We start from the raw sequence: 25,507 nt of genomic DNA on the forward strand, positions 1-25,507 counted from the left end.
GAATATAAATTTGTGTTTTTCCTCTTGCCAGAATCGGATCATCTCGTTAATATTCGTCCCCGTTGTAACCCAAAATAGATAATGCGTCCATAGCTCAGTTGGTTAGAGCACCACCTTGACATGGTGGGGGTCGGTGGTTCGAGTCCACTTGGACGCACCATTTATTTTTCAGCAACATTTCAATACAGTGCGTCCATAGCTCAGTTGGTTAGAGCACCACCTTGACATGGTGGGGGTCGGTGGTTCGAGTCCACTTGGACGCACCATTTATTTTTCAGCAACATTTCAATACAGTGCGTCCATAGCTCAGTTGGTTAGAGCACCACCTTGACATGGTGGGGGTCGGTGGTTCGAGTCCACTTGGACGCACCATTTCTATTTCTCTATTTCTTTTTTATACTTCTTGCCTACCCTACAAAATAATTAATTCAGCTTGCAATATTTTATTGCGCAACAAAACGCTTAAAAAACAAGCAGTCAGCACCGTATTTTGATCACATCACTTAAATTTACCTTTTTTCGATTTTCTTCATAGAAATTAACCTCTATAATACAAAACATAATTTTGTTGAAAGGTTTCAGCGTATTGATTTTCGGGCATCTTTAGAAAACAGAACAAATGAATCGTGATAGACTATAATGTAAGATGTCTGCCAACCTTTACTACAAAATAGTGACAAGATTTTTATGATGTTGCTGGAACCATTAACATGTTGCGCAACTTACCCGTAGAGATGAATTTATTCATCCTGTTTCGCACTGTTGATGCCGTTGATAAAAATAGCGACATTAATCCCTATTCATCCATTACAATACAACCATTAAATAGACTGCCATGAAAAAGACAAAAATTGTTTGCACCATCGGGCCAAAAACCGAATCTGAAGAAAAACTGAATCAATTACTGGACGCAGGCATGAATGTTATGCGTCTGAACTTCTCTCACGGTGACTTTGAAGAACATGGTAACCGTATCAAAAACCTGCGTAGCGTTTGTGCTAAAACAGGCAAAAAAGCAGCTATCTTATTAGATACTAAAGGCCCAGAAATCCGTACCATCAAATTAGAAGGTGGTAATGATGTGGCTTTAGTTGCTGGCCAAACGTTCACATTCACCACAGACAAATCTGTTGTTGGTAATAAAGATCGTGTTGCGGTGACATATGAAGGTTTCGCAAAAGATTTAACTGTAGGTAACACCGTATTAGTTGATGATGGTCTTATCGGTATGAAAGTCACTGCGGTAACTGATACTGAAGTTGTTTGTGAAGTTTTAAACAACGGTGACTTAGGTGAAAACAAAGGTGTTAACTTACCTGGCGTTTCTATCGGTTTACCTGCATTAGCTGAAAAAGATAAACAAGATCTGATCTTTGGTTGTGAACAAGGTGTTGACTTTGTTGCCGCATCTTTCATTCGTAAACGTTCAGACGTTGAAGAAATGCGTGCGCACTTAAAAGCACACGGCGGCGAAAACATCATGATCATCTCAAAAATTGAGAACCAAGAAGGCTTAAATAATTTCGATGAAATTTTAGAAGCTTCTGACGGTATCATGGTTGCACGTGGTGACTTAGGTGTTGAAATCCCTGTTGAAGAAGTTATCTTTGCACAAAAGATGATGATCGAAAAATGTAACGCTGCACGTAAAGTGGTTATCACTGCAACGCAAATGTTAGATTCAATGATCAAAAACCCACGCCCTACTCGCGCTGAAGCGGGTGACGTTGCGAATGCTATCTTAGATGGTACTGACGCAGTTATGCTGTCAGGTGAAAGTGCGAAAGGTAAATATCCAGTAGAAGCTGTGACTATCATGGCAACGATTTGTGATCGTACAGACCGTATCATGAAATCACGTCTTGAAGTAAGCCAAAAAGGTGCGAAACTGCGTGTTACTGAAGCGGTATGTCGCGGTGCGGTTGAAATGGCTGATAACTTAGATTCACCACTTATTGTTGTTGCTACTTTCGGTGGTAAATCAGCACGTTCTATCCGTAAATATTTCCCAACGGCACCAATCTTAGCCTTAACAAACAACGAAGAAACAGCTCGTCAACTATTGTTAGTTAAAGGTGTCACAACTCAGTTAGTTAACGAAATTTCTTCAACTGATGACTTCTACCGTATCGGTAAAGAAGCGGCATTAGCAAGTGGTTTAGCTCATGCTGGTGACCGTGTTGTCATGGTAACAGGTGCACTGGTTGATAGCGGTACAACTAACACTTCTTCTGTTCACGTTCTGTAATTTAATAGTACGTTAATAGTGTAAACGCCACTTTTAAAGTGGCGTTTTTTTTATTATTCACTTTTAACCTGCTCATTTTTTCTCTTGTCATCATTATTTCTTCTATCCTTTTAATATCCCTTTTTTATTTATATACAAATTAAGGATATAAAATGCTGGATGACACAATAAATACCAATGTCTTTGCTTGCACAACTCTTGCTATCACTGATAAGAAAAATCGAGTCTATCATGGTAGAACAATGGAGTTTTCAGCAGATAAACCTGCTTCAATATTGGCTTATTATCCTAAAGCACATACTTTTCAACAAAATGCCCCTGACGGTACACCAGGACTAAAATATGCGGTTAAATACCCTTTTATCGCCATTACAGCGCCGATTAATTTAGCAGGAACAAAAGATGTGCTTGAAGGTGTAAATACTCAGGGGCTTTCTTTTAGTTTGAATATGCTCCCTGACTCAAAGCTCGATGATATTAACCCAGAACATTACGCAACATCAGTCCCTATTGCGGCAATTGGTGAATGGGCTTTAGCACAATATGCAAACGTTGATGAGTTAAAACAAGCTATTCCTAAAACAGCTTTTTGGTCACAAAAACTCTTACTTTTACGCAATTTACCTAGTCCTTTTCATTATGCCTTTTATGATAAAAGCGGAGCTTGTATTGTTGTTGAAGTTTCTGATGGTCATTTGCATATTTATGATAATCCGACTTATTGCATGACTAATGGCCCTTTATTTCCATGGCATCTTACTCACTTAAATAATTACACTCACCTTTCTAATGTTAATATTTCCACCAGTACACTGGGAAATATTAAAGTGAAACAACCCGATAGCGGGATTGCTTTAGCATCATTACCCAGCTCTGATACGTCTGTAGATAGATTTATTCGTGCCGTTTATTACACAACCTACTATCACAAAGTTGCTGATCCTGATATGCAACTTGTTGAGCTTTCACATATTATGAATCGTTTTGATCGTCCTAAAAATTCCACGATCGATCCGCTACTGGGTCACGACACGTTAACATCGCTTCATACCAGTGAATTTGCCGTATGGACCACACTTACAGATTTAACACGCGGGATCCTTTTTTTTAGAGGATACAACAATCTTAATTTCCAGAAATTCACACTTAATTCGTTTGAAAATGAAGCAGAACCTATTTTCATAAAAGTAAATTTAGAAGGTGCTTTATAAGTAAAAATAGAAATAACAATAAAAAACCACAGATAAAATGTTTTTCTATCAGACTTTTATGAATAAAATTCTTTTGTGAAATAACACGCATTTTTTGTACTGAATATTTGCGTTTTAGGTGTTATTTTTTCTATTGTTCAATTAATGAATAAGTAGAATATGGTAAATAAATCCTGCATTTCCTTATATCTGTGCCATACTTATTCATGGCTTCATATAAATGCTACTTGTTCCTTAACACAAACTAATAATAGAGGTTGTCACTATGAAAGCGAAACTTGTACTAGGTGCAGTAATTCTGGCTTCAGGCTTATTAGCAGGTTGTTCTTCTAGTAATAATGCACAATTAGATCAAATCTCTTCTGATGTAAGCCGCCTGAATACTCAAGTTCAACAACTAAGCAGTGATGTACAATCTGCTCAAGCTGCTGCAAAATCAGCTTACGATGAAGCGGCTCGTGCTAATCAACGTTTAGATAACCAAGTCACTACTTATAAAAAATAAGTTGACTCGCCTATACGCTGAAAACAATTTTTAGATAAGCATTAATTACAAAGCCCTAACATAGTTAGGGCTTTGGTTTATATGCCATAAGATTTTACATAAAAAAACTCTCTTTTAAATTTTCTTGGATCTTGTCGTATCTATCAATTTTATATTCTATTTTTTCTTTCGATATTTCTTTTTGCGAATGTAATGTATCTTTATGGTTTTTATTTATATTTTTAAGGAGTTCAATAACATTATCGTTTTGAGTCATTTGCCGATCACTTTCAATAATAAAATTATTACTAATTAATTCAAATATCTGTGATTTTAATAAATCATTATGACCAGGATTAATATTCTTCTGAATAAATTTATCAGCCTGTTGATAAACCTGATACAGTGTCGCCAGTATTATATTAACTGATTTATCAGGATGGCCGTGCGTGCACGATAGTGTTTTATGTGTTTGATTCAACAATTCATTTTTTATGGAACAGAATAATTTAGTCACATCATTAGTCAATGTTTTATGGGTGAACCTAGTACTAATACACCCACTGCCATTCAATTTTTTTACATCTAATACTTCATATTCATAATTTTTTGTTTGTGATGAGATCCGCTGAATTAGCTCACCACATGTTTTATTCGTATTCTGTTGTCTTTTCGCTTCACTTCCCATAAAAAAAGTTTCTGTACTATTTTTTATTGCAGCGACTACATTTGCCAATTGACTACATTTATTTTCAACACCAATAGTAATACGTTCAGAAATACTAGCCGTACGAGGAGTATTATTTGAGCCGTTTATCATAACATCTATTTCCTTATATCAATAAAAGAGGCTATTCATATTAAAGATAATAACGTTAATTTAATGTTAAAAATACGCCTTTTGCCCTATGAGTGTGTTTTCAACTTTATCACTCATATAAAAAAACAGATGCCTTAAGCATCTGTTTAATAAAATATTGTATTAATATAATGTTACATCAACAGGAATACCCGAACGTCGAATGAGCTCAGCATCCGCTTTGTCTTTATCTACCTTGCCACTTTCATACCAAGCATTAAATTGTTTAGTAAAAGTAAGCGGCATAGTTTGTGGATCGTCATCTTCATTACGTGATAATGGCTGATGAACTTCAATAAATTGCCTGCCATCTGCCGTTTCTGTAAATTTAATCGGTTTGTTAATGATTTGGACTCGACTGCCTTTTGGCACCACATTGAATAGGGTTTCAATATCATTAGGGCGTAAGCGAATACAACCTGAACTCACTCTTAAACCAATACCAAAATCTGCGTTAGTACCATGAATAAGGTATTCACCTCGACTGTGTGACAGTCTTAACGCATATGCTCCCATTGGGTTTTCAGGGCCAGCAGGAACCACCGCAGGTAATGTGATCCCTTTTGCTGCATAATTTTTACGAATATTTGTTGTCGGTGTCCAAGTAGGATCTTTTATAAGTTGAGAGATAGTGGTCACCATTTCAGGTGTTTCTCGCCCTAATTGACCAATACCAATGGGATAAACATCAACCGTTCCTCCCTCTTTGGGATAATAATAAAGCCGTAATTCAGCAAGATTGATCACAATACCTTTACGAACAGTGTCCGGTAAAATCATCTGCAACGGAATAGTTAATGTTTTCCCTGCCTCAGGTAAAAGAGGGTCAATACCTGGGTTTGCTTCCATCATATTAAGCAATCCAACTTGGTATTCAGACGCAATTGCTTCAAGTGAACGTTTATCATCAGGCACAATGTACGACTGGTTATCACCAATAATACGCTGGCCATCAGCAGGTAGCAGGTATTCTGTGGCATAAGATAAGTGACTACTTATCCCTAACAGTGATACACCCAAGAGAGTTAACCATTTTTTCATCGTTTATCCCGTGTGTTAGAAATAAAATAAACTGACTATTATGATGATAACACTATCATTGTTATGCTATTCATATAATTAGTCAGTTTAGATCATTAATGTGGGATCGGGTAACATTTACGCTACAGTGTATTCTGAAAAACGCTTAATAAGTGTTGTTACCATTGCATGCAAACCTTGCGTACGAGATGGCGTTAAGTGACTTTCTAGTGCTAATGATGAGAAGTAATGTTTGATATCTGTCGCAAGTGCTTGTTCGATAGTTTTACCTTGAAATAAGATAATCACCAAAGCAACAAGCCCTTTCACAATGCCAGCGTCACTATCGCCCGCCAGCACAAGTTGTTTATTCTCATTAAGAGAAACGGCTATCCACACTTGGCTTTGACAACCTTCAATAAAATTAGCTGAAATACGTTGTTCATCTGTTAAAGGAGTGAGACGCTCACCTAATTCCATCATATAAAGATAACGTTGTTCCCAATCCTGACAACGGGAAAAATTGCGTAATAATTTTGCTTCATCTGGCAAATTAGCAACTGCCATGAATAACCTCTTTGTTTTAATCTTTAACCTAATAGCATTTCGACACGCAATAGCGCATTCACCAGTGCATCTATATCATTTTTATTGGTATACAGCCCTAAAGAAGCGCGACACATTGCAGAAACCTGATAATAATCCATAATTGGCATCGCACAATGATGTCCTGTACGAATAGCAATACCATAATTATCAAGAAAAGCACCCACATCATAAGCGTGATGTTTACCTAAATTAAAGGCTATCACACCTTGGCGAGAATCATTGCCATACAGCGTTAATGATTTTACTTTTTGTAGCTGTTCTTGTGCATACTCCATTATGCTATTTTCATATTCTGCAATATTATTCATGCCTAAATTTGAAAGATAGTCTAATGCTGCACCTAAGCCAATCATCCCCAGAATGTTAGGAGTGCCTGCTTCAAAACGCCAAGGCGCATCCGCATAAGTAATATCACCATTGATATGGACATGTTTTATCATTGCACCACCGCCTTCCCAAGGTGGTAACTCATCAAGTATGGCTTTTTTACCATACAACAACCCAATGCCTGTAGGGCCATAAAGTTTATGCCCACTACAAACAAAAAAGTCACAATCAAGCTGTAATACATCGATAGATTGATGCATTGCACTTTGAGCACCATCCACCAACACATGTAACTCACCACCTTGTTCAATGGCATAGCGACGAGCATCATCAATAATTTGTACAATAGGATTAACTGTGCCTAATACGTTTGATTGGTGAGTTATGCTAAGTAATTTAGTACGCTCATCAATTAAATGAGGTAGCTGAGTTAAATCGAGTGTGCCGTCTTGTAATAATGGCAAAATACGAACATTAAACCCATATTGTTTTGCTAGCATATACCACGGAACAATATTCGCATGATGTTCCATTTCAGTAATGATGATATTGTCACCATCATTTAAGAATCGTTGGCTATAAACATTCGCAATTAAGTTAATCCCTTCTGTCGTTCCTTTGACAAAAATGATCTCTTCTTCACTATTAGCACCTAAAAAATTACAGGCTTTTTTACGAACATCTTCAACTAAGGTTGTTGCATTTGCACTTAGCGTATGAATGCCGCGGTGAACCGCGGCATATTGTGTTAAGGCAAATTGCGTTTCATGTTCAATGACGCAAGCCGGTTTCTGAGCACTTGCGGCACTGTCGAGATAGACCAGAGGTTTTCCTTTCACCTGTTGTGAAAGAATGGGAAAATCATCTCGTGCTTTTTCAATGGAATGCGTCATAATTGCCTATTTATACCTCTAATAAGCGCTGATTAATTCTGTCTAATACCCGCGCTTTAATTACACTGTTTTCTAATGATTCAGTTAACTCAGCAGCAAATGCATGGATGATCATTTTACGTGCTTCACTTAATGAAATACCGCGTGAGCGCAAATAAAACAACTGTTCATCATCGATTCGCCCTACGGTTGCACCGTGGCTACATTTCACGTCATCAGCATAAATTTCAAGCTGTGGCTTAGTATCGATTTGTGCTTTCTCGCCTAACAACAGATTGTTATTGGTCATTTGACCATCTGTTTTTAATGCTTGCGGTGTTACAGTGATCATTCCGTTAAATACCGCCTTTCCTGCATCCATTGCAATCGTTTTATGCAGTTGACGACTTTGACAGTTCTTCTCACCATGTACTAACCATGTACGAGTATCAGCAATTTCACCTGCTTTAGGTAACACAACGCTATTCATTGAAAGTGCTGTATTTTCACCCTTAAGCGCAGAACTGGTGTGATGTCGGCTAAGCTTACCGCCTAATAAAAAAGCATAACTATGAACCCGAGCATCACGGCCTACTGTGAGATCGTTATGAGCAAAATGCTGACTTTCTGCATTTTCAAAATTTAATTTGATATGGTTAAAAGAGGCGTTATCACCGATAGTTGCCGTTAATCTAGCACCTGTAAAATGACGATTTTCATTATCACTGCTGATATAGTGCTCAATCACTTGCATCTGTGTATTTGCACCCACATCAAGGTGAAAACGATAATTCGCGCTATTCACCTCTGTTTTATGCTCGCCCTGAGTAATATTGAGGATATAAAGCGGCTTATCTGCAATAACCCCCTTTTTCAGCGTAATTAACAAAGGGTGTGGTGCCAAACTTTCAACTAAATGTAAGAAAATTTCACTATTGATAGCTTCTGGTAATTCGCTCTGATTATCCAATAACGTCACTTGGTAAGGGCCAAATTCTTTGCTGCTTTCTATTGGTGAAAATGTACCATTTACCATCACAACACGATAGCAATCAAGCGATAAGGCATGTTCAGCGATTAAGTTTTGTACCTCAAAAGGAGGTAACTGTTGATAGTGCTGTCTTAACGTCTCGTCTAATGGCGTATAATGCCAATCTTCGTGGCGATAAATTGGAAAACCTACTTTTTCCACTTGCAACCAATGATGGCGTGCATTCAGGCTATCTTCACCTTTACGTTGATGATATAACGCCGAAAACATCTTTAATGCTTGTTGATTACGCAATTCAACTTGATGCTGTTTTTCACGCTTTTCATTGAGGGTCAATAAGCCAGCCATAACCTTGTTCCTCCAATTTTTGCGCCAACGAGAAATCACCTGATTTAATAATTTTCCCTTGATAAAGCACATGTACAAAATCAGGTTTAATATAATCAAGAATACGTTGATAGTGCGTAACAATAATAAAGGCACGTTTGCCATCACGCAGGCTATTTACACCATTAGACACAATTTTTAATGCATCAATATCAAGGCCTGAATCGGTTTCATCTAAAATACACAATTCAGGCTCTAGTGCCGCCATTTGTAAAATGTCGTTACGTTTTTTCTCACCACCAGAGAACCCTACGTTAACAGAGCGTGTTAACAAATCTTGTGGCATATCCAGTAATTTAATTTTATCTTCAATAAAGTCTTCGAAATCAAACCGATCTAACGGCTCTTGACCACGATATTCTCTTACGGAATTCACTGAAGATTGTAAGAAAAACTGATTACTGACACCGGGTATTTCAACAGGATATTGAAATGCCATAAAAACACCTTCGCCCGCACGATCTTCTGGTTCTAATTCTAATAAATTTTTATCTTTAAACGTGATCGTACCTTCATCAACTTCATACTCATCACGACCAGCAAGCGTTGCAGACAAGGTACTTTTACCTGAGCCATTTGGGCCCATAATCGCATGAACTTCACCGGCACGAACATGCAAATCTAATCCTTTGAGGATTTCATTGCCTTCAACACTGACATGTAAATTTTTAATATCTAACATAATATATGCCTTCGGTATCTTTATACCCAGAATTTGGTTAATGCTTAACCAACGCTATGTTCTAAGCTGATTGCTAATAATTTTTGTGCTTCTACAGCAAATTCCAGCGGTAATTCTGAGAACACGTCTTTACAAAATCCATTTACAATCATTGAGATTGCATCATCTTCACTTAATCCACGTTGGCGACAATAAAATAGCTGATCTTCGCCAATACGTGACGTTGTCGCTTCATGTTCAAGCTGCGCTGAGTTATTCATCACTTCAACATAAGGAAAAGTATGCGCGCCACACTGTGTACCAATTAACATGGAATCACATTGTGTAAAATTACGTGCATTTTGCGCACCAGGGAGTATTTTCACGAGCCCTCGGTAACTGTTTTGACTTTTACCTGCCGAAATACCTTTAGAGATAATGGTTGATTTGGTATTTTTGCCGATATGGATCATTTTAGTGCCGGTATCTGCTTGCTGATTACCATTGGTTAGTGCAACAGAGAAAAATTCAGCCGTTGAATTATCTCCTTTTAAAATCACACTTGGATATTTCCATGTAATGGCAGAACCTGTTTCTGACTGAGTCCACGACATTTTGGCATTTTCACCTTCGCAGATAGCACGCTTAGTCACAAAGTTAAGAATACCGCCTTCACTATCTCCACCAGAAAACCAGTTTTGCACTGTGGAATATTTTACTTCGGCATCTTTATGAATGATAACTTCAACCACAGCCGCATGTAACTGATAAGTATCACGAACGGGTGCTGAGCATCCTTCGATATAACTAACATAACTGCCTTCATCTGCGACCAAAATCGTCCGTTCAAATTGGCCCGTTTGTGCTGCATTTATCCGAAAATAAGTCGATAATTCCATTGGGCAACGTACCCCTTTTGGAATATAGACAAAGGTACCATCAGAGGCAACGGCGGCATTCAGTGCAGCAAAATAGTTATCATGGCTAGACACCACCGTACCTAAATATTGGCGCACTAAATCAGGATATTCTTGAATTGCTTCGCTAAATGAACAGAAAATAATGCCATGTTCAGCAAGCTCTTCACGATATGTTGTTGAAACAGATACAGAATCAAAAATTGCATCTACTGCAACCGCTTGCCCTTCTCTTACAGGCACACCCAGTTGATTAAAAGCGTCTTCAACTTCTTTGGTTAAATAATCTTGAGCAGCTTGTTTATCACTGGCTACCGCTTCATTTGTTCCACCAGCACAACTACCATTAGCGCAGCATGAGCTACACGATGGTGCTGAATAATAGCTATAATCCTGATAATCAAGCGATGGATAATCAGCTTTCAACCAATGAGGTTCTTCCATTTCTAACCAATGGCGATAAGCATCTAAACGAAATTCCAGCATCCACTCTGGTTCGTTTCTTTTTGCCGATATTGCTCGCACAACCGCTTCATTTAATCCTTTTTCTAAGGTATCGGTTGATATATCGGTATAAAAACCTTCTTTATAGTGATGATCACTTAGCCATCCCTGAACTTCATCACCAATTTCAACATTGCTCTGAGACATAATCTGACTTCACTATGTTATACCCCGAAGCTCTCACCACATCCGCAGACGTTTTGAGCTTTAGGATTATTAAATTTAAACATTTGATTAAGTCCTTCACGAACATAATCAACAACCAGTCCATCGATAAATGGCATTGCTTTCAATGAAACAAATAGTTTTGCACCATTATGTTCATACACAATGTCATCTTCATTTGGGCCGGTAGCGAGTTCAATAACATAACCATACCCAGTACAACCAGAGGGTTTGATATTTAAGGAAAGCCCCTGTTTTTCAGGGTTTTTCTCAACTAAATGGCAAATATGCTTTGCTGCGTTATCCGTCAGTTCAATGCCTTGCCAAGTTGTGTCATTAAGAGAAAAAGTTTCAACGTTGTTTGTCATTTCTGACCTCATTTTGAAAGGAGATTGATATCTTTCCTGACACTAATGGTAATGATAACCCTTATCACTTCAACCATGTCTTTTGAAAGGATATTATGCAAATGTATGTTTTTTGTTCTATTATTGCGTTAAATTTGTTAAATATTATTTCTAACGCTATGTAATATAACATTTTTGCCTTTTTTTATGACAAAAATAAAACTTTTCATTTTTCTTTTATTTCGCACAATACGCATATAAGTTGCACTATAAATGCACTTTATATGTTATCACTGAAATCGAGAGAAAAAAGCATAAAAATGTGTATTTACGCCACCGTATTTACACCCTACTGTTTTTTATTTTTATGCTTGCTTGAAGAGATAAGATAGCACCACTTGTGTAGCGACTTCTTATTGTATTGTGTGCTCTTTGAATTTATTCATTTATAGAAATTGTTTGGATATATTTATTTGTACATTCAATCATTTGGCTATACTTTTGTTTATGAGACTGGCTGTTTATTTCGCTAATAAATTGTAACTGCCATACTCGGTTTGTGCCAATATCTGCCACTAAAACGCCCTCGTAACTGACATTCTCTTTTGCTAGCTTTCCTTCAAACAACACATGTCTACTTTCAACATCAAGGATCGTTAATGGTTTTATTGATGTTGAAATTTCATTCATGCCATCTATTATCGCGATATTATCGATAATACCTTGAGCACCCGCCTCTACATCGTAAGTCATTGCATCGATCATTTTAAAATAAACCAGACGAACCTCTGACAAATCACAAATAGGCTGCGATTTATAGACTATCATTTCAGTTGTGACATCCTGAACATTATCAGGTAATAATTTAAAGTAGTTTTCAGTATCTTCTCTGCTCATTGAAAATGAGGTGGGATACGTCATATTAAACCCAGATACTGTTTGTACAGGAATATGGCTTATATTATTACTCGCCTCAGAGGTTGAATTATTATCACATCCTGTAAGTAGCAAACCGGTAATTAATAATACTGTGGTGTTTAATTTTGAAATAGTTAACATTGTTGAGTGTCTTATCTTTTATTATGAAGATAATGATTATCATTAAAAATAAAATTTTTATAAAGAATATTTTCTATTTTCTCTCTTTTTTATTCTTTTTGACATTATCTATAAACATAAAAAAACGCATAAAGCGAGTATTTCACTTTATGCGTTTCATTTTTTATCTTTTAAGAAATAACAGAGGTGGTTAATCTTGAAATACACACCTGACGATTTTCATCATCAAATATTTCTATTGACCAAACCTGATGCGAACGACCTAAATGAATCGGTTTACACACACCTCTAACCTTACCTTCTCTAGCTGAGCGAATATGGTTAGCGTTAATTTCTAGACCCACAATTTTCTGTTCACCTTCGGTACACAGATACCCCGCAACAGATCCCAGTGTTTCAGCTAAAACGACAGAAGCACCACCATGTAAAAGCCCTAAAGGTTGTTTTGTACGGTGATCAACCGGCATTGTTCCTTCAAGATAATCATCACCAAGGCACGTTAATTCGATACCTAAATGACTCATCATATTATTTTGCCCAATATGATTAAGATGCTCTAGTGTAGTTTCACGTTTCCATATCATGGCATAATCTCCAGTAGCGCCTGTAGTGGGTGTTTTAGCTCAATATTATCAATACGTTTTACTTGGCTACGACATGAGTACCCTGTACTTAAGCAACGCATAGTGGGTAATGTTTTTAATGCATTACCCCATGAGAGTTGGTAAATTCCTAATGAATTTTCATAATTATTCAGCTCATGTCCATAAGTTCCTGCCATTCCACAACATCCTGTGCTAACAAATTCGAGTTGCTGTCCATAACGTTGAAAAATTGTCTGCCACTGTTTCATGCTTAGTGGAAGCGCCGTCACTTCGGTGCAGTGGCCGAAAAGATACCATTTTTCAGCATCATCGCGAACAGCTATTGGTTCATTCACTAATTTATTTAGCCATTCATGAACAAGTTGAACATTAAAATCACCACGCTTATCACCCAGTATTTCACGATATTCATCGCGATAACAAAGCACTAATGCTGGATCAACCCCCACCATTGGAATACCTAATTGAGCAACACGATTAAGCATGGTTGAGGTTTTTTGCGCTGTTTTACTAAATTGTTGTAAAAAACCTTTAATATGTTGCGCTTTACCATTCGGTGAAAACGGCAGCAAAACAGGTTTAAATCCAATTTTTTCAATCAGTTTGATAAAATCAGCAACTACTTTTGCATCGTAATAGCTGGTAAAAGGATCTTGCACCACCAACACATAATGACTCCGTTGCTTATCTGATAAGCGCTCTAAATCTTCTAGCGTCATCGTTAAAGCTTGATGACCTGCGAGTTGCTGTTTTAACGTTGGTGATGATAGTAATGGTAAATCGACCATACCAATCGTATGTTTACTTAATGACTGTATCAAGGGTTGCTTCATAAAGAAATTAAAGAACCCCGGCGCTTTAGCCATTATTGGCGTTGTTAGTTCAACATTAGCAACAATATGGTCTTTTAATGGGCGTAAATAGCGCTGGTGGTACAGTTCCGTAAATTTTGAACGAAATGATGGCACATCAATTTTAATCGGACACTGAGTTGAACATGCTTTACAGGCTAAACAGCCATTCATGGCTGCTTTCACCTCATGTGAGAAATCATATTCACCACGTTTGGCTTTCCATGTATTGCGCGTCTTTTCTATCAAGCCCCTTAAACTTGGCTTGTTATTTTCAAGACTTGATTCAAGTTGTTTTGGGCTAACACCTTGCTCGGTTAATAACCGCAACCATTCTCTCACAAGTGCCGCTCGTCCTTTAGGTGAATGAATGCGTTGTCCGCTAATTTTCATTGAAGGGCACATTGGGCTTTTCGCATCAAAATTAAAGCAAAGCCCATTACCATTACAGTCTAAAGCTCCTTTAAAATCTTGACGAACAGATAATGGAATAGTGCGATCAAAGGTGCCTCGTTTAAGGGTATCAACCTGTTTCATAGGTTCATCAACCTCTAATGGAGGGCAGATTTTCCCAGGGTTAAGTCTATTTCGAGGATCGAACACCGTTTTGATTTGGCGCAGTTCATGATAAAGCGTTTCGCCAAAAAAATCAGGACTGTATTGCGCTCTAAAACCTTTTCCATGTTCGCCCCAAAGCAATCCACCATATTTAGCAGTCAATGCAACAATGTCATCTGAAATAGATTTCATTAATAGCTCTTGTTGTGGATCACACATATCCAGTGCAGGCCTTACATGTAAGACACCCGCATCAACATGACCAAACATACCGTAATTGAGCTGATGTCCATCGAGCAACGCCCTAAATTCTGTAATATAATCTGCAAGATGTTCTGGTGGTACACAGGTATCTTCCACAAAAGGAATTGGCTTTGCCCGCCCTTTTGCATTACCTAATAAACCTACCGCTTTTTTACGCATAGCATAAATACGGTTAATATCTGCTAAATCATCACACACTTGGTAGCCAATAACGCCACCTTTCCCTTCTTTCATTAATACGTCTAAACGTTGGCATAATGATGTCACTTGAGAATAAATCAATGCTTTATCATCACCGGCAAATTCAACAATATTAAGCCCTTGCATATCTTTATCAGGCACATCCGTGATCAATTCTTTGACGGAATGCCACACAATATCTTCACGAGCAAGGTTTAATACTTTGGAATCAACTGTTTCAACAGAAAGTGCGTTCGCTTTAACAAGAAAAGGCGCGTTACGTAATGCTGAATCAAAAGAGTCATATTTTACATTCACTAAACTGCGCTGCTTGGGGATCGGTGTAATATCCAGCGTTGCCTCTGTAATAAACGCAAGCGTTCCTTCTGAACCTGTTAATATTCTTGTTAAATCAAAGCGTTTCATGTCATCACTAAAAACATGGCGCAAATCATAACCCGTTAAAAAACGGTTTAGTTTAGGAAATTTTTCAAGAATAAGTTTTCGTTGCTCTTTACAACGCGATAAAACGGTTCGATAAACCTTACCCATCGCTGAGCTTTCTTTAGCAATATTTTCAGCAAGAGCAGTATCCATAGCACGGGTTTCAAGGAGTTCACCGCCTAAAAGTACAGCCCGAACACCAAGAACGTGATCAGAGGTTTTACCATAAACCATAGAACCTTGCCCTGATGCATCGGTATTAATCATGCCACCTAATGTGGCGCGGTTACTGGTAGAAAGCTCTGGCGCAAAAAAGAAGCCATACGGCTTTAAAAAAAGGTTAAGTTCATCTTTTATTACACCCACCTCAACTTTTACCCAACCCTCTTCTGGGTTTATCTCAATAATACGTTTCATAAAACGAGATAAATCAACCACAATGCCGTCAGTTAAAGCCTGTCCATTGGTTCCTGTTCCACCGCCTCTTGGCGTTAGTGAAAGTGAGTGAAAACGAGGTTCATCAACTAACCGTGCTATAATAGTGACGTCGGCTGTTGAGCGAGGAAAAACAACAGCCTGTGGCAATAGCTGATAAATACTATTATCTGTTGCCATAGTGAGTCTATCAGCGTAGCTGCTGGAAATATCACCAGTGAAACCATTTTTTCGAAGAGTATCAAGAAATTCAATTGTGAGTTCACTAACTTGCGGTGCTTGTGATATACGTGGGATCATGTGTTATAGCTCTTTAATCTAATAGTCCACATTGCTTAATTTTAGACGTTGAAATGTATGCCAATAGGTACATTGCTTCATTTTGTACTTTCAGACCGATACCTGTTCACCTTATCATACAATTCTGGCAAATTGCGTAGTGATATAAACAACGTGATATTTGCAATGTTAATTCATCTGCTTCTAGCATTTTTATTCGTGTAGGGATTTAAAACCATGGAAAAACCGCAGATCCATACAGATATACCCAAAGTTTTATTCACTGTTCTTTTTATTTCTTTTTTTATTATCGCCAGTTTTTGGATACTTAATCCCTTTATCGTGGGCTTTATTTGGGCTGGAATGATTGTTGTTGCGACATGGCCATTACTTCTTATTATTGAAAAACGTGTAAAATATCGTTGGCTATCTACCATGATAATGATGATCTTGATATTACTGATCTTTGTTATTCCCATTATCTTGTTAATTAGCAGTGTTATCGATAATAGTGCGCCATTAATTGAATTAGCAAAATCACCTTCGAATATTCAGCCTCCTCAACTATTGTGGTTAAATGATATTCCCATGATAGGAAGTAAACTTTATGACACATGGCACTCTATTCTTGTCTCTGGTGGCAATGCGTTAATCACCAAAATCCAACCTTATGTTGGGCAAGCGGCAAACTGGTTTTTTGCTCAAGCCTTAAATATCGGTCGATTTGCCTTACATTTAGGTGTGATGTTGTTATTTTCTGGCTTACTGTTTTTACAAGGTGAAAACGTTGTTGCTTGGTTACGCCATTTTGCGATTCGCTTGGCGGGCCAACGTGGTGATGCGGCTATTTTACTGGCATCCATGTCTATACGTGCAGTGGCTCTAGGTGTGGTATTAACTGCGTTAATTCAAGCCATTGTTGGTGGTGTTGGCCTTGCTGTCTCTGGTGTACCTTATGCTACCGTATTAACCGTTATCATGTTTATTTGTTGTCTCGCGCAAATAGGGCCTTTATTAGTGCTGATCCCGTCCGTTTTATGGCTATTCTGGACGGGTGATACCACTTGGGGCATCGTAATGGTAATTTGGGGCGGTGCGGTTGCAACCATGGACGGTATATTACGACCTTATTTAATCAAAATGGGAGCTGATTTACCGATGGTGTTAATTCTCACTGGTGTTATTGGGGGGATTTTAACATTAGGTATGATTGGATTATTTATCGGCCCTGTTGTTCTTGCTGTTGCACATAGTTTATTAAATGCATGGATTAATGAAGTACCAAAACCTAATCCTGATTTAACTGAAACAGTAGAATTTATGAATAAAAACTTTATCGAAAAAGAATAAATAATAATAGACCATGTAAGTGTAGCTACTTACATGGTCTAAAATAACCGCTCAAAGTTTAATAAAGATTATCAATTTAGGAGTAATTTATTATATTTTTATATTCAAACTTACAATTTGAAACAAATTACATTTTTTTAAACCTGTTTGTTACCAGCAAGTTATATTCACTTTTAAATAAACCAATATTCTTTTTATTGAGATAATTCTTAGAGCATAACTAACGTATTTCTCTTAATATAAATATCAACGAAACAAATGTTTCATCGAATTAATGATTTCGCCTTTCATATTAATAAATTAATTGGCGGGATGAAAGAATATAAAATATTGCTGTGTGTAGTCTTTGCCTGTCAGCCCATGATAGGCTTTTTTTTTGCCTATTATTTAATAATTGTATAAAAAAAGCTCACATTATTTTGTGAGCTTTTACTTATTGATGATTATATTAATTCTATTGTGCTAATTTAACCCAAGTTTTAATTACGGTATCTGGATTTAAGGATAAACTATCAATTCCTTCTTCCATTAACCATTGTGCGAAATCTTCATGGTCAGAAGGGCCTTGTCCACAAATTCCCACGTATTTACCGTTACGCTTAGCGGATTGAATCGCCATTGATAATAACGCTTTCACAGCATCATTACGCTCATCAAACAGCGAAGACACCACACCGGAATCACGATCAAGTCCTAATGTTAATTGGGTCATGTCGTTAGAACCGATAGAAAAACCGTCAAAATGTTCTAAGAATTTATCCGCTAATAAAGCATTTGATGGGATCTCACACATCATAATGACTTTTAAGCCATTCTCACCTCGTTTCAAGCCATTTACCGCTAATTCTTCAATCACTTCTTCAGCTTGGCGTACTGTACGAACAAATGGGATCATCACTTCGACATTATCTAAGCCCATATCATTACGAACTCGTTTTACCGCTTCACATTCTAAGGCGAAACAGCGGCGGAAATCATCAGACACATAACGACCTGCACCACGGAATCCTAACATCGGATTTTCTTCATGAGGCTCATACCGATCGCCACCCACTAAGTTGGCATACTCGTTAGATTTGAAGTCAGATAAACGTACAATAACGCGTTTAGGCCAGAATGCTGCGGCTAATGTCGCAATCCCTTCCGTTAATTTACTAATGTAATATTCAACAGGAGATTCATAACCTGCCATCATCTCGTTAATTTCCGCTTTTAACGCATCGCTTTGATCGTCATATTCTAATAATGCACGAGGATGAACACCAATCATACGGTTGATGATAAATTCTAAACGTGCCAGACCTACACCATCATTGGGTAAACCTGCAAAATCAAATGCCCGATCAGGATTGCCGACGTTCATCATGATTTTCAAGTCAAGTTCAGGCATGTTATCGATTGCGGAGCTCTGAATAGAAAAATTCAGTTTACCATCATAAACAAACCCAGTGTCGCCTTCAGCACAAGAAACGGTAACTACTTGTCCTTCAGTAATGCATTCTGTGGCATCACCACAACCAACAACCGCTGGAATGCCCAACTCACGCGCAATAATCGCCGCGTGGCAAGTTCTACCTCCACGATTAGTTACTATTGCGGAGGCCTTTTTCATGATAGGTTCCCAATCTGGGTCTGTCATATCGGTAACAAGTACATCACCCGCTTCAATTCTATCCATCTCGTTTAAATTATGAATAACTTTGACTGTACCTGTACCAATGCGGTGACCAATAGCACGACCTTCAATAATAACAGAACCACTTTCATTTAACTGATAGCGCTCCATCACTTGCTGGTTTGAACGCACCGTTTCAGGGCGTGCTTGTACGATATACAAACGACCGTTATGTCCATCTTTAGCCCACTCAATATCCATTGGACGACCATAGTGACGTTCAATCAATACGGCTTGTTTAGCCAGCTCTTGAACTTCATCATCAGTCAAAGAAAAACGATTGCGCAGTGATTCTGATGTATCTTCAATACGGACTTGTTTGCCATGCTCAATACTGTCTGCGTAAACCATTTGGATCTTTTTAGAACCTAAGTTACGACGCACAATAGAAGGAAGGCCTTTTGCTAAAGTTGGCTTATGTACATAGAACTCATCTGGGTTAACTGCGCCCTGTACAACCATTTCACCCAAACCATAAGCTGATGTAATAAAGACAACTTGATCAAAACCAGATTCTGTATCAATGGTAAACATCACACCAGAAGAGGCAAGATCAGAACGCACCATACGTTGAACCCCTGCAGATAATGCAACACCGCGGTGATCATAGCCCTGATGAACACGATAAGAGATTGCTCGGTCGTTAAATAACGAAGCAAATACATGTTTAATCGCAATGAGAATGGCATCAATACCTTGAACGTTTAAAAACGTCTCTTGTTGGCCAGCAAAAGAAGCATCAGGCATATCTTCTGCTGTTGCAGATGAACGAACAGCAAAAGAAGCCTCTGACTCACCTTCACTTAATGTGAGATAAGCATCACGGATATCTTTTTCAAACTGGGGTGTAAAAGGTGTATCAATTACCCATTGGCGAATTTGATTACCTGCTTGGGTCAGTTGATGAACATCATCAACATTAACGCTATCAAGCAATTCATAAATACGCTGATTGATACCGCTCTGTTCCAGAAAATCATTAAACGCTTGCGCTGTGGTAGCAAACCCATTAGGAACAGAAACACCCAGTTCCGCTAGGTTTGTGATCATTTCACCGAGGGAAGCATTTTTCCCACCAACACGATCAACGTCATTCATACCTAATTGGTTATACCAAAGCACATTGCACGGGGTGAGGCTATTGCTGGACATTGAGAACAATCCTTTTTTAAACAATTATGAGAGAGAGAGAAAAAAAAGAAAAACCCGCTGTCAAAACGACAACATAAATAAGCGTATCACAATGTTACAGTGAATATGGAAAGGTGAATCGATCAACCAGAAAACTTTATTTTTTTATCCTTTATAATCACTAAAAACACTATAGATAATATTGTTTGATTTGCTAATTCAGCTAAAAAAGGTGAGTGTTATGATATTAAGCTTGAACTCTATTAATTGTGATAATAATGAACCTATTGATAGAACAGTCTTTTTTATCTCTGATGGTACAGCGATTACAGCCGAAGTATTAGGTCACGCCGTACTTTCTCAATTTCCATTAAAAATGAAAAGTTATACATTACCTTTTGTTTCTACTGTGGAAAGAGCTGAAGAAATAAAACAGAAAATCACTGAAATTTATAAAAAAAGTGGCGCTAAACCTCTTGTGTTTTATTCTATTATCAGCCCAGAAGTTAAGCAGATAATAAATAGCAGTGAAGGCTTTTGTCAGGATATTGTGCAATCGTTAGTGTCCCCACTTGAAAAAGAAATGGGTATTAAAGCCTCTCCAAAATTAAATAAAACACATGGGCTAACCGAAAAAAACCTCAGTAAATATGATGCGCGAATTGCTGCAATTGAATACACACTCTCTCATGATGATGGAATATCATTACGTAATCTCGACCAAGCACAAGTTATCTTAATTGGTGTTTCTCGTTGTGGAAAAACCCCCACCAGCCTCTATTTAGCCATGCAATTTGGTATTCAGGCTGCCAACTATCCTTTTACTGCAGATGATATGGATTTCTTAAAATTACCCAATGAATTAAAAGAGTATCAGCATAAATTATTTGGGTTAACGATTGCACCAGAACGCCTTGCCGCTATTCGTAGTGAACGTCGTGAAAACAGCCGTTATGCGTCCATTCGTCAATGTAGAATTGAATTATCAGAAGTAGAGGCTCTTTTTAGAAAAAACAATATTCCTTATCTCAATACAACCAATTACTCTGTAGAAGAAATTTCAACCAAGGTAATTGATTCTATGGGATTAGCAAGAAGAATGTTCTAGCACTGAATAGTGCCTTTTTTATTGGGTTTTCTCTGAAAACGCGGTTGAAATTAGCTGAATTTCGTTTATTGTGATCTTAATCACTGGGTAGACTTACCCTGTATATTTATTGAGATGAATTATGTTAAAGACAGACGAACTACGGACTAAGGTTTTAGACAGTCTGATAACACCAGAAACCTTAGCAAAAGAGTTCCCCATTTCTGATGAGATTATCAATAATATCACATCAGCACGTAAACGAATTGAAGCGATCCTCACAGGTGAAGACAAGCGACTTTTAGTGATTGTGGGTCCTTGTTCTATTCATGATCCTAAAGCAGCAAAAGAGTACGCCACTAAACTTAATCAGCAAAAAGAACGTTACCATGATCGTCTAGAAATTGTCATGAGAACCTACTTTGAAAAACCACGTACTGTTATTGGTTGGAAAGGCTTAATTTCTGATCCTTATCTTGATAACTCTTGTAATGTTAATGAAGGCATTCGTCTTGCAAGAAAATTATTAATTGAAATTAATACGTTAGGCTTACCTACTGCAACTGAATTTCTTGATATGGTTACTGGACAATATATTGCTGATTTAATCAGTTGGGGAGCAATTGGTGCGAGAACCACAGAAAGTCAGGTTCATCGTGAAATGGCTTCAGCTCTTTCTTGTCCTGTTGGCTTTAAGAATGGCACTGATGGCAATACCCGCATTGCCATTGATGCTATTCGTGCATCGCGGGTTGGTCACACCTTTTTATCGCCTGATAAAAATGGTCGCATGACTATTTACCAAACTAGCGGTAATCCTTATGGTCACATTATTATGCGTGGTGGTAAAAAACCAAATTACCATGCAAGTGATATTGCGGATGCTATTGATGCACTAAAACAAGTTGATTTACCTGAGCATCTCATTATTGACTTTAGCCATGGTAATTGTGAAAAAATTCATCGTCGCCAACTTGAAGTGGCACGAAATATTAGCCAACAAATTAAAGATGGCTCACAAGCGATTGTTGGTATTATGGCGGAAAGCTTTTTACAAGAAGGCTCACAAAAAGTGGTGCAAGATAAACCGTTGGTTTATGGACAATCGATCACTGATCCTTGTTTAAGTTGGAGTGATACCGAACAATTGCTTGAATTATTAGCACAAGCGGTTGAAAGTCGATTTCAATAAGCTGACTAATCCTGATAGAGTTTAACACTTTTCAACGTTAAAACGCTCGATAACATCATCGGGCGTTTTGTATTTTAAAAGGAATTACTTTCCCATTTTTCGTCTCTCTTTACCCTAACTATCACTTCTTGCTAACTTTTGTATTTTAATAAAAACATAAACCTATTTTATTCCATTGTTTTAAATTTCATCAGATACCGCTTAGCCACTCACAATATGACTTAAATTTACCTGTTTACGTTAAAAAAAGCTTGTCTAAACACATTTGTTAACGATAATGATTATCATAATGATAACGCTTATTACTCTTAGTGTATTATGAATAAAAAAGCTAATAATTTGGATAGTTCTTTTATCAAACAGAATGCTCATTCTTCATTAATTCAATCTATTAATAGCACTGAATTATTGGGTAAAGATGGTGTGGTTTATATTCAACACAACGGAGAGTTGTATCAACTACGCCAGACAAAAGCAGGAAAACTGATCTTGACTAAATAGTCATTTTTAACAATAACCGCAAGCCACCTACACACTCAGCTAGGCAGCCAGCTAAATAACTCCATATACAAGGACTTTTTATGGACATTTATGGTATGTGTATGCTGAAAAAATATTACAAATATTCAGGTATCGCAACAGCACTTTGCCTGTTGTATTCTCCTATTGCCTCTGCACACATTGAAAATACAGAAACGGACTCTCTTACTGTTATTGGTCATTTAACTGATAAAACAGTTCTCGACTTTCATTCCATTATTGATAATTCGACACCTCAATCACAAACAGCATCAACAACAGGTGAAATGCTAAATAAAGTGGCAGGTGCAACGATATCAGGTACTGGCGTAACAAATGGTGCCAATATCTTTATGCGAGGTTATGACCAGAAAGGCGTTAAAATTCTGGTCGATGGTATTCAACAACCATTAGAAAATACCATTAATAACTTAGGTGGTTTATTTCTAGATCCCTCTTTAATTAAACGAATTGATGTAAAACACGGCACTTCATCGACTTTGCATGGTGAAGGTGCAATAGGTGGCGTCATTTCATTTAATACCCTTTCTCCTCAATCAATATTAAATACAGACCGCAAATTAGGCGCAAAACTATTTAGTTCAATGTCGTCTGCTGATCGCCATTTTTCTTATGGTGGGGTCATCGCTGGAAGACATGATATTGCGGAAGGTTTATTTGCTTACAGCCAACGTCAGCGTGGCCCTATTCGCTTAGCGAATGGCGATAAAATGGAAAATAGCGAGCATATTAAAAACTTTTTTGCTAAAGCTTATTTTTACCCTACTGAAAATCAAACATTAATATTCTCAGCCCGTCATTATCAGAATGGTGGAGAACAACGCGAAGTCTTGCACCGTATGGGCGGATTTGGCAAAAAAGAAAGTAACCGAGTAGAGCGTGAATCTAAACAAAAGAATTATTCAGTAACTTACCATTATGAATCAGACACAAATACTTGGGTTAATTTAACCAGTCATTTGTATTATTCTCAATTCAATATCAACCAAACCTTTTTAACGGATACTTCTCTTTCTGATTACCAACGTAGACAAAATCAACAAGGAAAGATAGGTCGAAATGAAGATAGAACACAATCAACTTATGGATTAAAAATTGAGAATAGCTCTCTATTTTCCTATTCAGAGCAGTTAAATCAAAAAATCACCTTTGGTACAGAAGCTTATCAGCAAAAAATGGTTTCTAACCAATCAGCCAAGAACTTTCCTCTCGCAAAAATGGTTTATGCCGCAGGTTGGCTAGAAAGTCAGCTTTCAACACCTGCTTTACCTTTAACATTAACCACCGGTTTGCGTTATCACTATTATAAAAACAAACCACAAAGTGCATTAAATTCACTTTTAGAAGATTTTAAACAACATAAACCCGATTTTCATCAAACAAGTGAAAGTGATGTTAGTAAAAATATTGCCCTAACATTTACACCAACAAAATGGTTGCAACTTTATACTTCTTATTCAACGAATATAAGAGTGCCGACATTAAATGAAATGTTTAATGATTCACTTCATTTTGAAATCCCAGCTGTTTTTGGTCGCTCAGCAAAAGGATTTTGGATCCCCAATCCTAATCTTAGCCCTGAAAAAAATCGCACTTGGGAATATGGTGGAAAACTCACGTTTTCTCACTTATTAACATCTAATGATGAGTTTTCTCTGAATGCAGCTTATTTTGATACAAAAGCGATAGACTATATTACTTATGATATTTGGGATGCGCGCGTATTAACGAAAAAGCTTCATCTACAAGCCATCAATATTCCTCAAGCACTTATCGATGGTATTGATCTCGGCTTACACTATTCACATCCATTAATTTCTCTAGGGTTGAGCTATAACCGTACACATACCCTTGAATTAACGTCTCATGAAACAATTTCACCTGTTCGTCCTGAAATACTGACCACCTTTATCCAGCTTCCTATTGCTAGAACCTCATTTTCACTGGGGTGGTCTGGAAAATTTGCCAGTGCAACTGAAAATAAAGGGACACATAAAGGACGAGCGCCTCATGTGAAAGGAAAAACAACCAATCGAATGCAAGAGCTTATTGCTCAATATCCGGGGTACGGTGTCCACGATTTTTCAATTGGTTATCAATCTCAACATAATAAAGATATTCAAGCCGCATTGGTACTTGCTAATGCCTTTAACCGAGAGTACTTCTCGGCACTTGGCGTGCCACAAGAAGGCAGAAATATCAAAATGTCCGTCAGTTATCGCTGGTAGATGAGGAGCAATGATTTTTATAACAAA

At 37.6% G+C, this 25,507-nt stretch carries 20 protein-coding genes and 3 tRNA genes; 11 read left to right on the forward strand and 12 right to left on the reverse strand.

Annotated elements, in window-relative coordinates:
- Positions 1-83 precede the first annotated feature (83 nt).
- From INT39_RS02145 to INT39_RS02170, 6 genes are all read left to right on the forward strand, one after another.
- Positions 84-160 (forward strand) — tRNA-Val (locus INT39_RS02145).
- A gap of 29 nt (positions 161-189) precedes the next feature.
- Positions 190-266 (forward strand) — tRNA-Val (locus tag INT39_RS02150).
- Positions 267-295: 29 nt separating this feature from the next.
- Positions 296-372 (forward strand) — tRNA-Val (locus INT39_RS02155).
- Between the two features lie 463 nt (positions 373-835).
- Positions 836-2,248 carry a pyruvate kinase PykF gene (gene pykF / locus INT39_RS02160; protein WP_193014527.1) on the forward strand — a complete coding sequence of 471 codons (1,413 nt, stop codon included), beginning with the start codon at positions 836-838 and terminating at the stop codon, positions 2,246-2,248.
- 152 nt (positions 2,249-2,400) lie between these two features.
- Positions 2,401-3,459, forward strand: a complete 1,059-nt coding sequence (locus INT39_RS02165) for a linear amide C-N hydrolase (protein WP_193014526.1) — start codon at positions 2,401-2,403, stop codon at positions 3,457-3,459.
- A gap of 265 nt (positions 3,460-3,724) precedes the next feature.
- Positions 3,725-3,964 carry an Lpp/OprI family alanine-zipper lipoprotein gene (locus tag INT39_RS02170; protein ID WP_193014525.1) on the forward strand — a complete coding sequence of 80 codons (240 nt, stop codon included), beginning with the start codon at positions 3,725-3,727 and terminating at the stop codon, positions 3,962-3,964.
- 94 nt (positions 3,965-4,058) lie between these two features.
- Here the strand turns inward: INT39_RS02170 and INT39_RS02175 are convergent, their stop codons facing one another.
- From INT39_RS02175 to INT39_RS02225, 11 genes are all read right to left on the reverse strand, one after another.
- Positions 4,059-4,763 carry a hypothetical protein gene (locus tag INT39_RS02175; protein ID WP_193014524.1) on the reverse strand — a complete coding sequence of 235 codons (705 nt, stop codon included), beginning with the start codon at positions 4,761-4,763 and terminating at the stop codon, positions 4,059-4,061.
- Positions 4,764-4,925: 162 nt separating this feature from the next.
- On the reverse strand, positions 4,926-5,843 hold the full coding sequence (locus INT39_RS02180; protein ID WP_193014523.1) for a L,D-transpeptidase family protein: 918 nt from the start codon (positions 5,841-5,843) through the stop codon (positions 4,926-4,928).
- Positions 5,844-5,960: 117 nt separating this feature from the next.
- The gene (sufE, locus tag INT39_RS02185; RefSeq protein WP_193014522.1) at positions 5,961-6,389 is read right to left on the reverse strand and encodes a cysteine desulfuration protein SufE; all 429 of its coding nucleotides are present in this window, start codon (positions 6,387-6,389) and stop codon (positions 5,961-5,963) included.
- A 23-nt stretch (positions 6,390-6,412) separates the two neighbouring features.
- Positions 6,413-7,651: a cysteine desulfurase SufS gene (gene sufS / locus INT39_RS02190; protein WP_193014521.1), complete on the reverse strand. Its 1,239-nt coding sequence runs from the start codon at positions 7,649-7,651 to the stop codon at positions 6,413-6,415.
- 10 nt (positions 7,652-7,661) lie between these two features.
- A complete protein-coding gene (gene sufD, locus INT39_RS02195; protein ID WP_193014520.1) occupies positions 7,662-8,969 on the reverse strand; it encodes a Fe-S cluster assembly protein SufD in 1,308 nt (435 codons plus the stop codon).
- On the reverse strand, positions 8,944-9,690 hold the full coding sequence (gene sufC / locus INT39_RS02200; RefSeq protein ID WP_193014519.1) for a Fe-S cluster assembly ATPase SufC: 747 nt from the start codon (positions 9,688-9,690) through the stop codon (positions 8,944-8,946). Before sufC ends, sufD begins: the two co-directional genes overlap by 26 nt.
- A 44-nt stretch (positions 9,691-9,734) precedes the next feature.
- Entirely contained in the window at positions 9,735-11,237 is a 1,503-nt protein-coding gene (gene sufB / locus INT39_RS02205) for a Fe-S cluster assembly protein SufB (RefSeq protein WP_193014518.1), read from the reverse strand.
- A 17-nt stretch (positions 11,238-11,254) separates the two neighbouring features.
- Positions 11,255-11,623: a Fe-S cluster assembly scaffold SufA gene (gene sufA, locus INT39_RS02210; protein ID WP_193014517.1), complete on the reverse strand. Its 369-nt coding sequence runs from the start codon at positions 11,621-11,623 to the stop codon at positions 11,255-11,257.
- A gap of 417 nt (positions 11,624-12,040) precedes the next feature.
- Complete coding sequence (locus tag INT39_RS02215; protein ID WP_193014516.1) at positions 12,041-12,661, reverse strand: hypothetical protein; 621 nt, start codon at positions 12,659-12,661, stop codon at positions 12,041-12,043.
- A 170-nt stretch (positions 12,662-12,831) separates the two neighbouring features.
- Positions 12,832-13,245: a 1,4-dihydroxy-2-naphthoyl-CoA hydrolase gene (gene menI / locus INT39_RS02220; RefSeq protein ID WP_193014515.1), complete on the reverse strand. Its 414-nt coding sequence runs from the start codon at positions 13,243-13,245 to the stop codon at positions 12,832-12,834.
- On the reverse strand, positions 13,242-16,298 hold the full coding sequence (locus INT39_RS02225; RefSeq protein WP_193014514.1) for an FAD-binding and (Fe-S)-binding domain-containing protein: 3,057 nt from the start codon (positions 16,296-16,298) through the stop codon (positions 13,242-13,244). The genes menI and INT39_RS02225 overlap by 4 nt, the downstream gene beginning before the upstream one ends.
- Before the next feature lie 216 nt (positions 16,299-16,514).
- Between INT39_RS02225 and ydiK the strand changes: the two genes are divergently transcribed.
- Entirely contained in the window at positions 16,515-17,627 is a 1,113-nt protein-coding gene (gene ydiK / locus INT39_RS02230; protein ID WP_193014513.1) for an AI-2E family transporter YdiK, read from the forward strand.
- A gap of 454 nt (positions 17,628-18,081) precedes the next feature.
- On the opposite strand, the gene ppsA is transcribed toward ydiK, so the two are convergent.
- Entirely contained in the window at positions 18,082-20,454 is a 2,373-nt protein-coding gene (ppsA, locus tag INT39_RS02235) for a phosphoenolpyruvate synthase (RefSeq protein WP_193014512.1), read from the reverse strand.
- 220 nt (positions 20,455-20,674) lie between these two features.
- Here ppsA and INT39_RS02240 point away from each other — a divergent pair, with 220 nt between their 5' ends.
- The 4 genes from INT39_RS02240 (at position 20,675) to INT39_RS02255 (ending at position 25,480) form a co-directional block, all read left to right on the forward strand.
- Positions 20,675-21,541, forward strand: a complete 867-nt coding sequence (locus INT39_RS02240) for a pyruvate, water dikinase regulatory protein (protein WP_193014511.1) — start codon at positions 20,675-20,677, stop codon at positions 21,539-21,541.
- A 121-nt stretch (positions 21,542-21,662) separates the two neighbouring features.
- Positions 21,663-22,712, forward strand: a complete 1,050-nt coding sequence (locus tag INT39_RS02245; protein ID WP_193014510.1) for a 3-deoxy-7-phosphoheptulonate synthase — start codon at positions 21,663-21,665, stop codon at positions 22,710-22,712.
- Between the two features lie 318 nt (positions 22,713-23,030).
- Positions 23,031-23,213 carry a hemin uptake protein HemP gene (gene hemP / locus INT39_RS22915; protein ID WP_193014509.1) on the forward strand — a complete coding sequence of 61 codons (183 nt, stop codon included), beginning with the start codon at positions 23,031-23,033 and terminating at the stop codon, positions 23,211-23,213.
- An 80-nt stretch (positions 23,214-23,293) separates the two neighbouring features.
- Positions 23,294-25,480, forward strand: a complete 2,187-nt coding sequence (locus INT39_RS02255; protein WP_193014508.1) for a TonB-dependent receptor domain-containing protein — start codon at positions 23,294-23,296, stop codon at positions 25,478-25,480.
- Positions 25,481-25,507 lie beyond the last annotated feature (27 nt).

This window comes from Pseudomonas sp. FME51 (assembly GCF_014897305.1).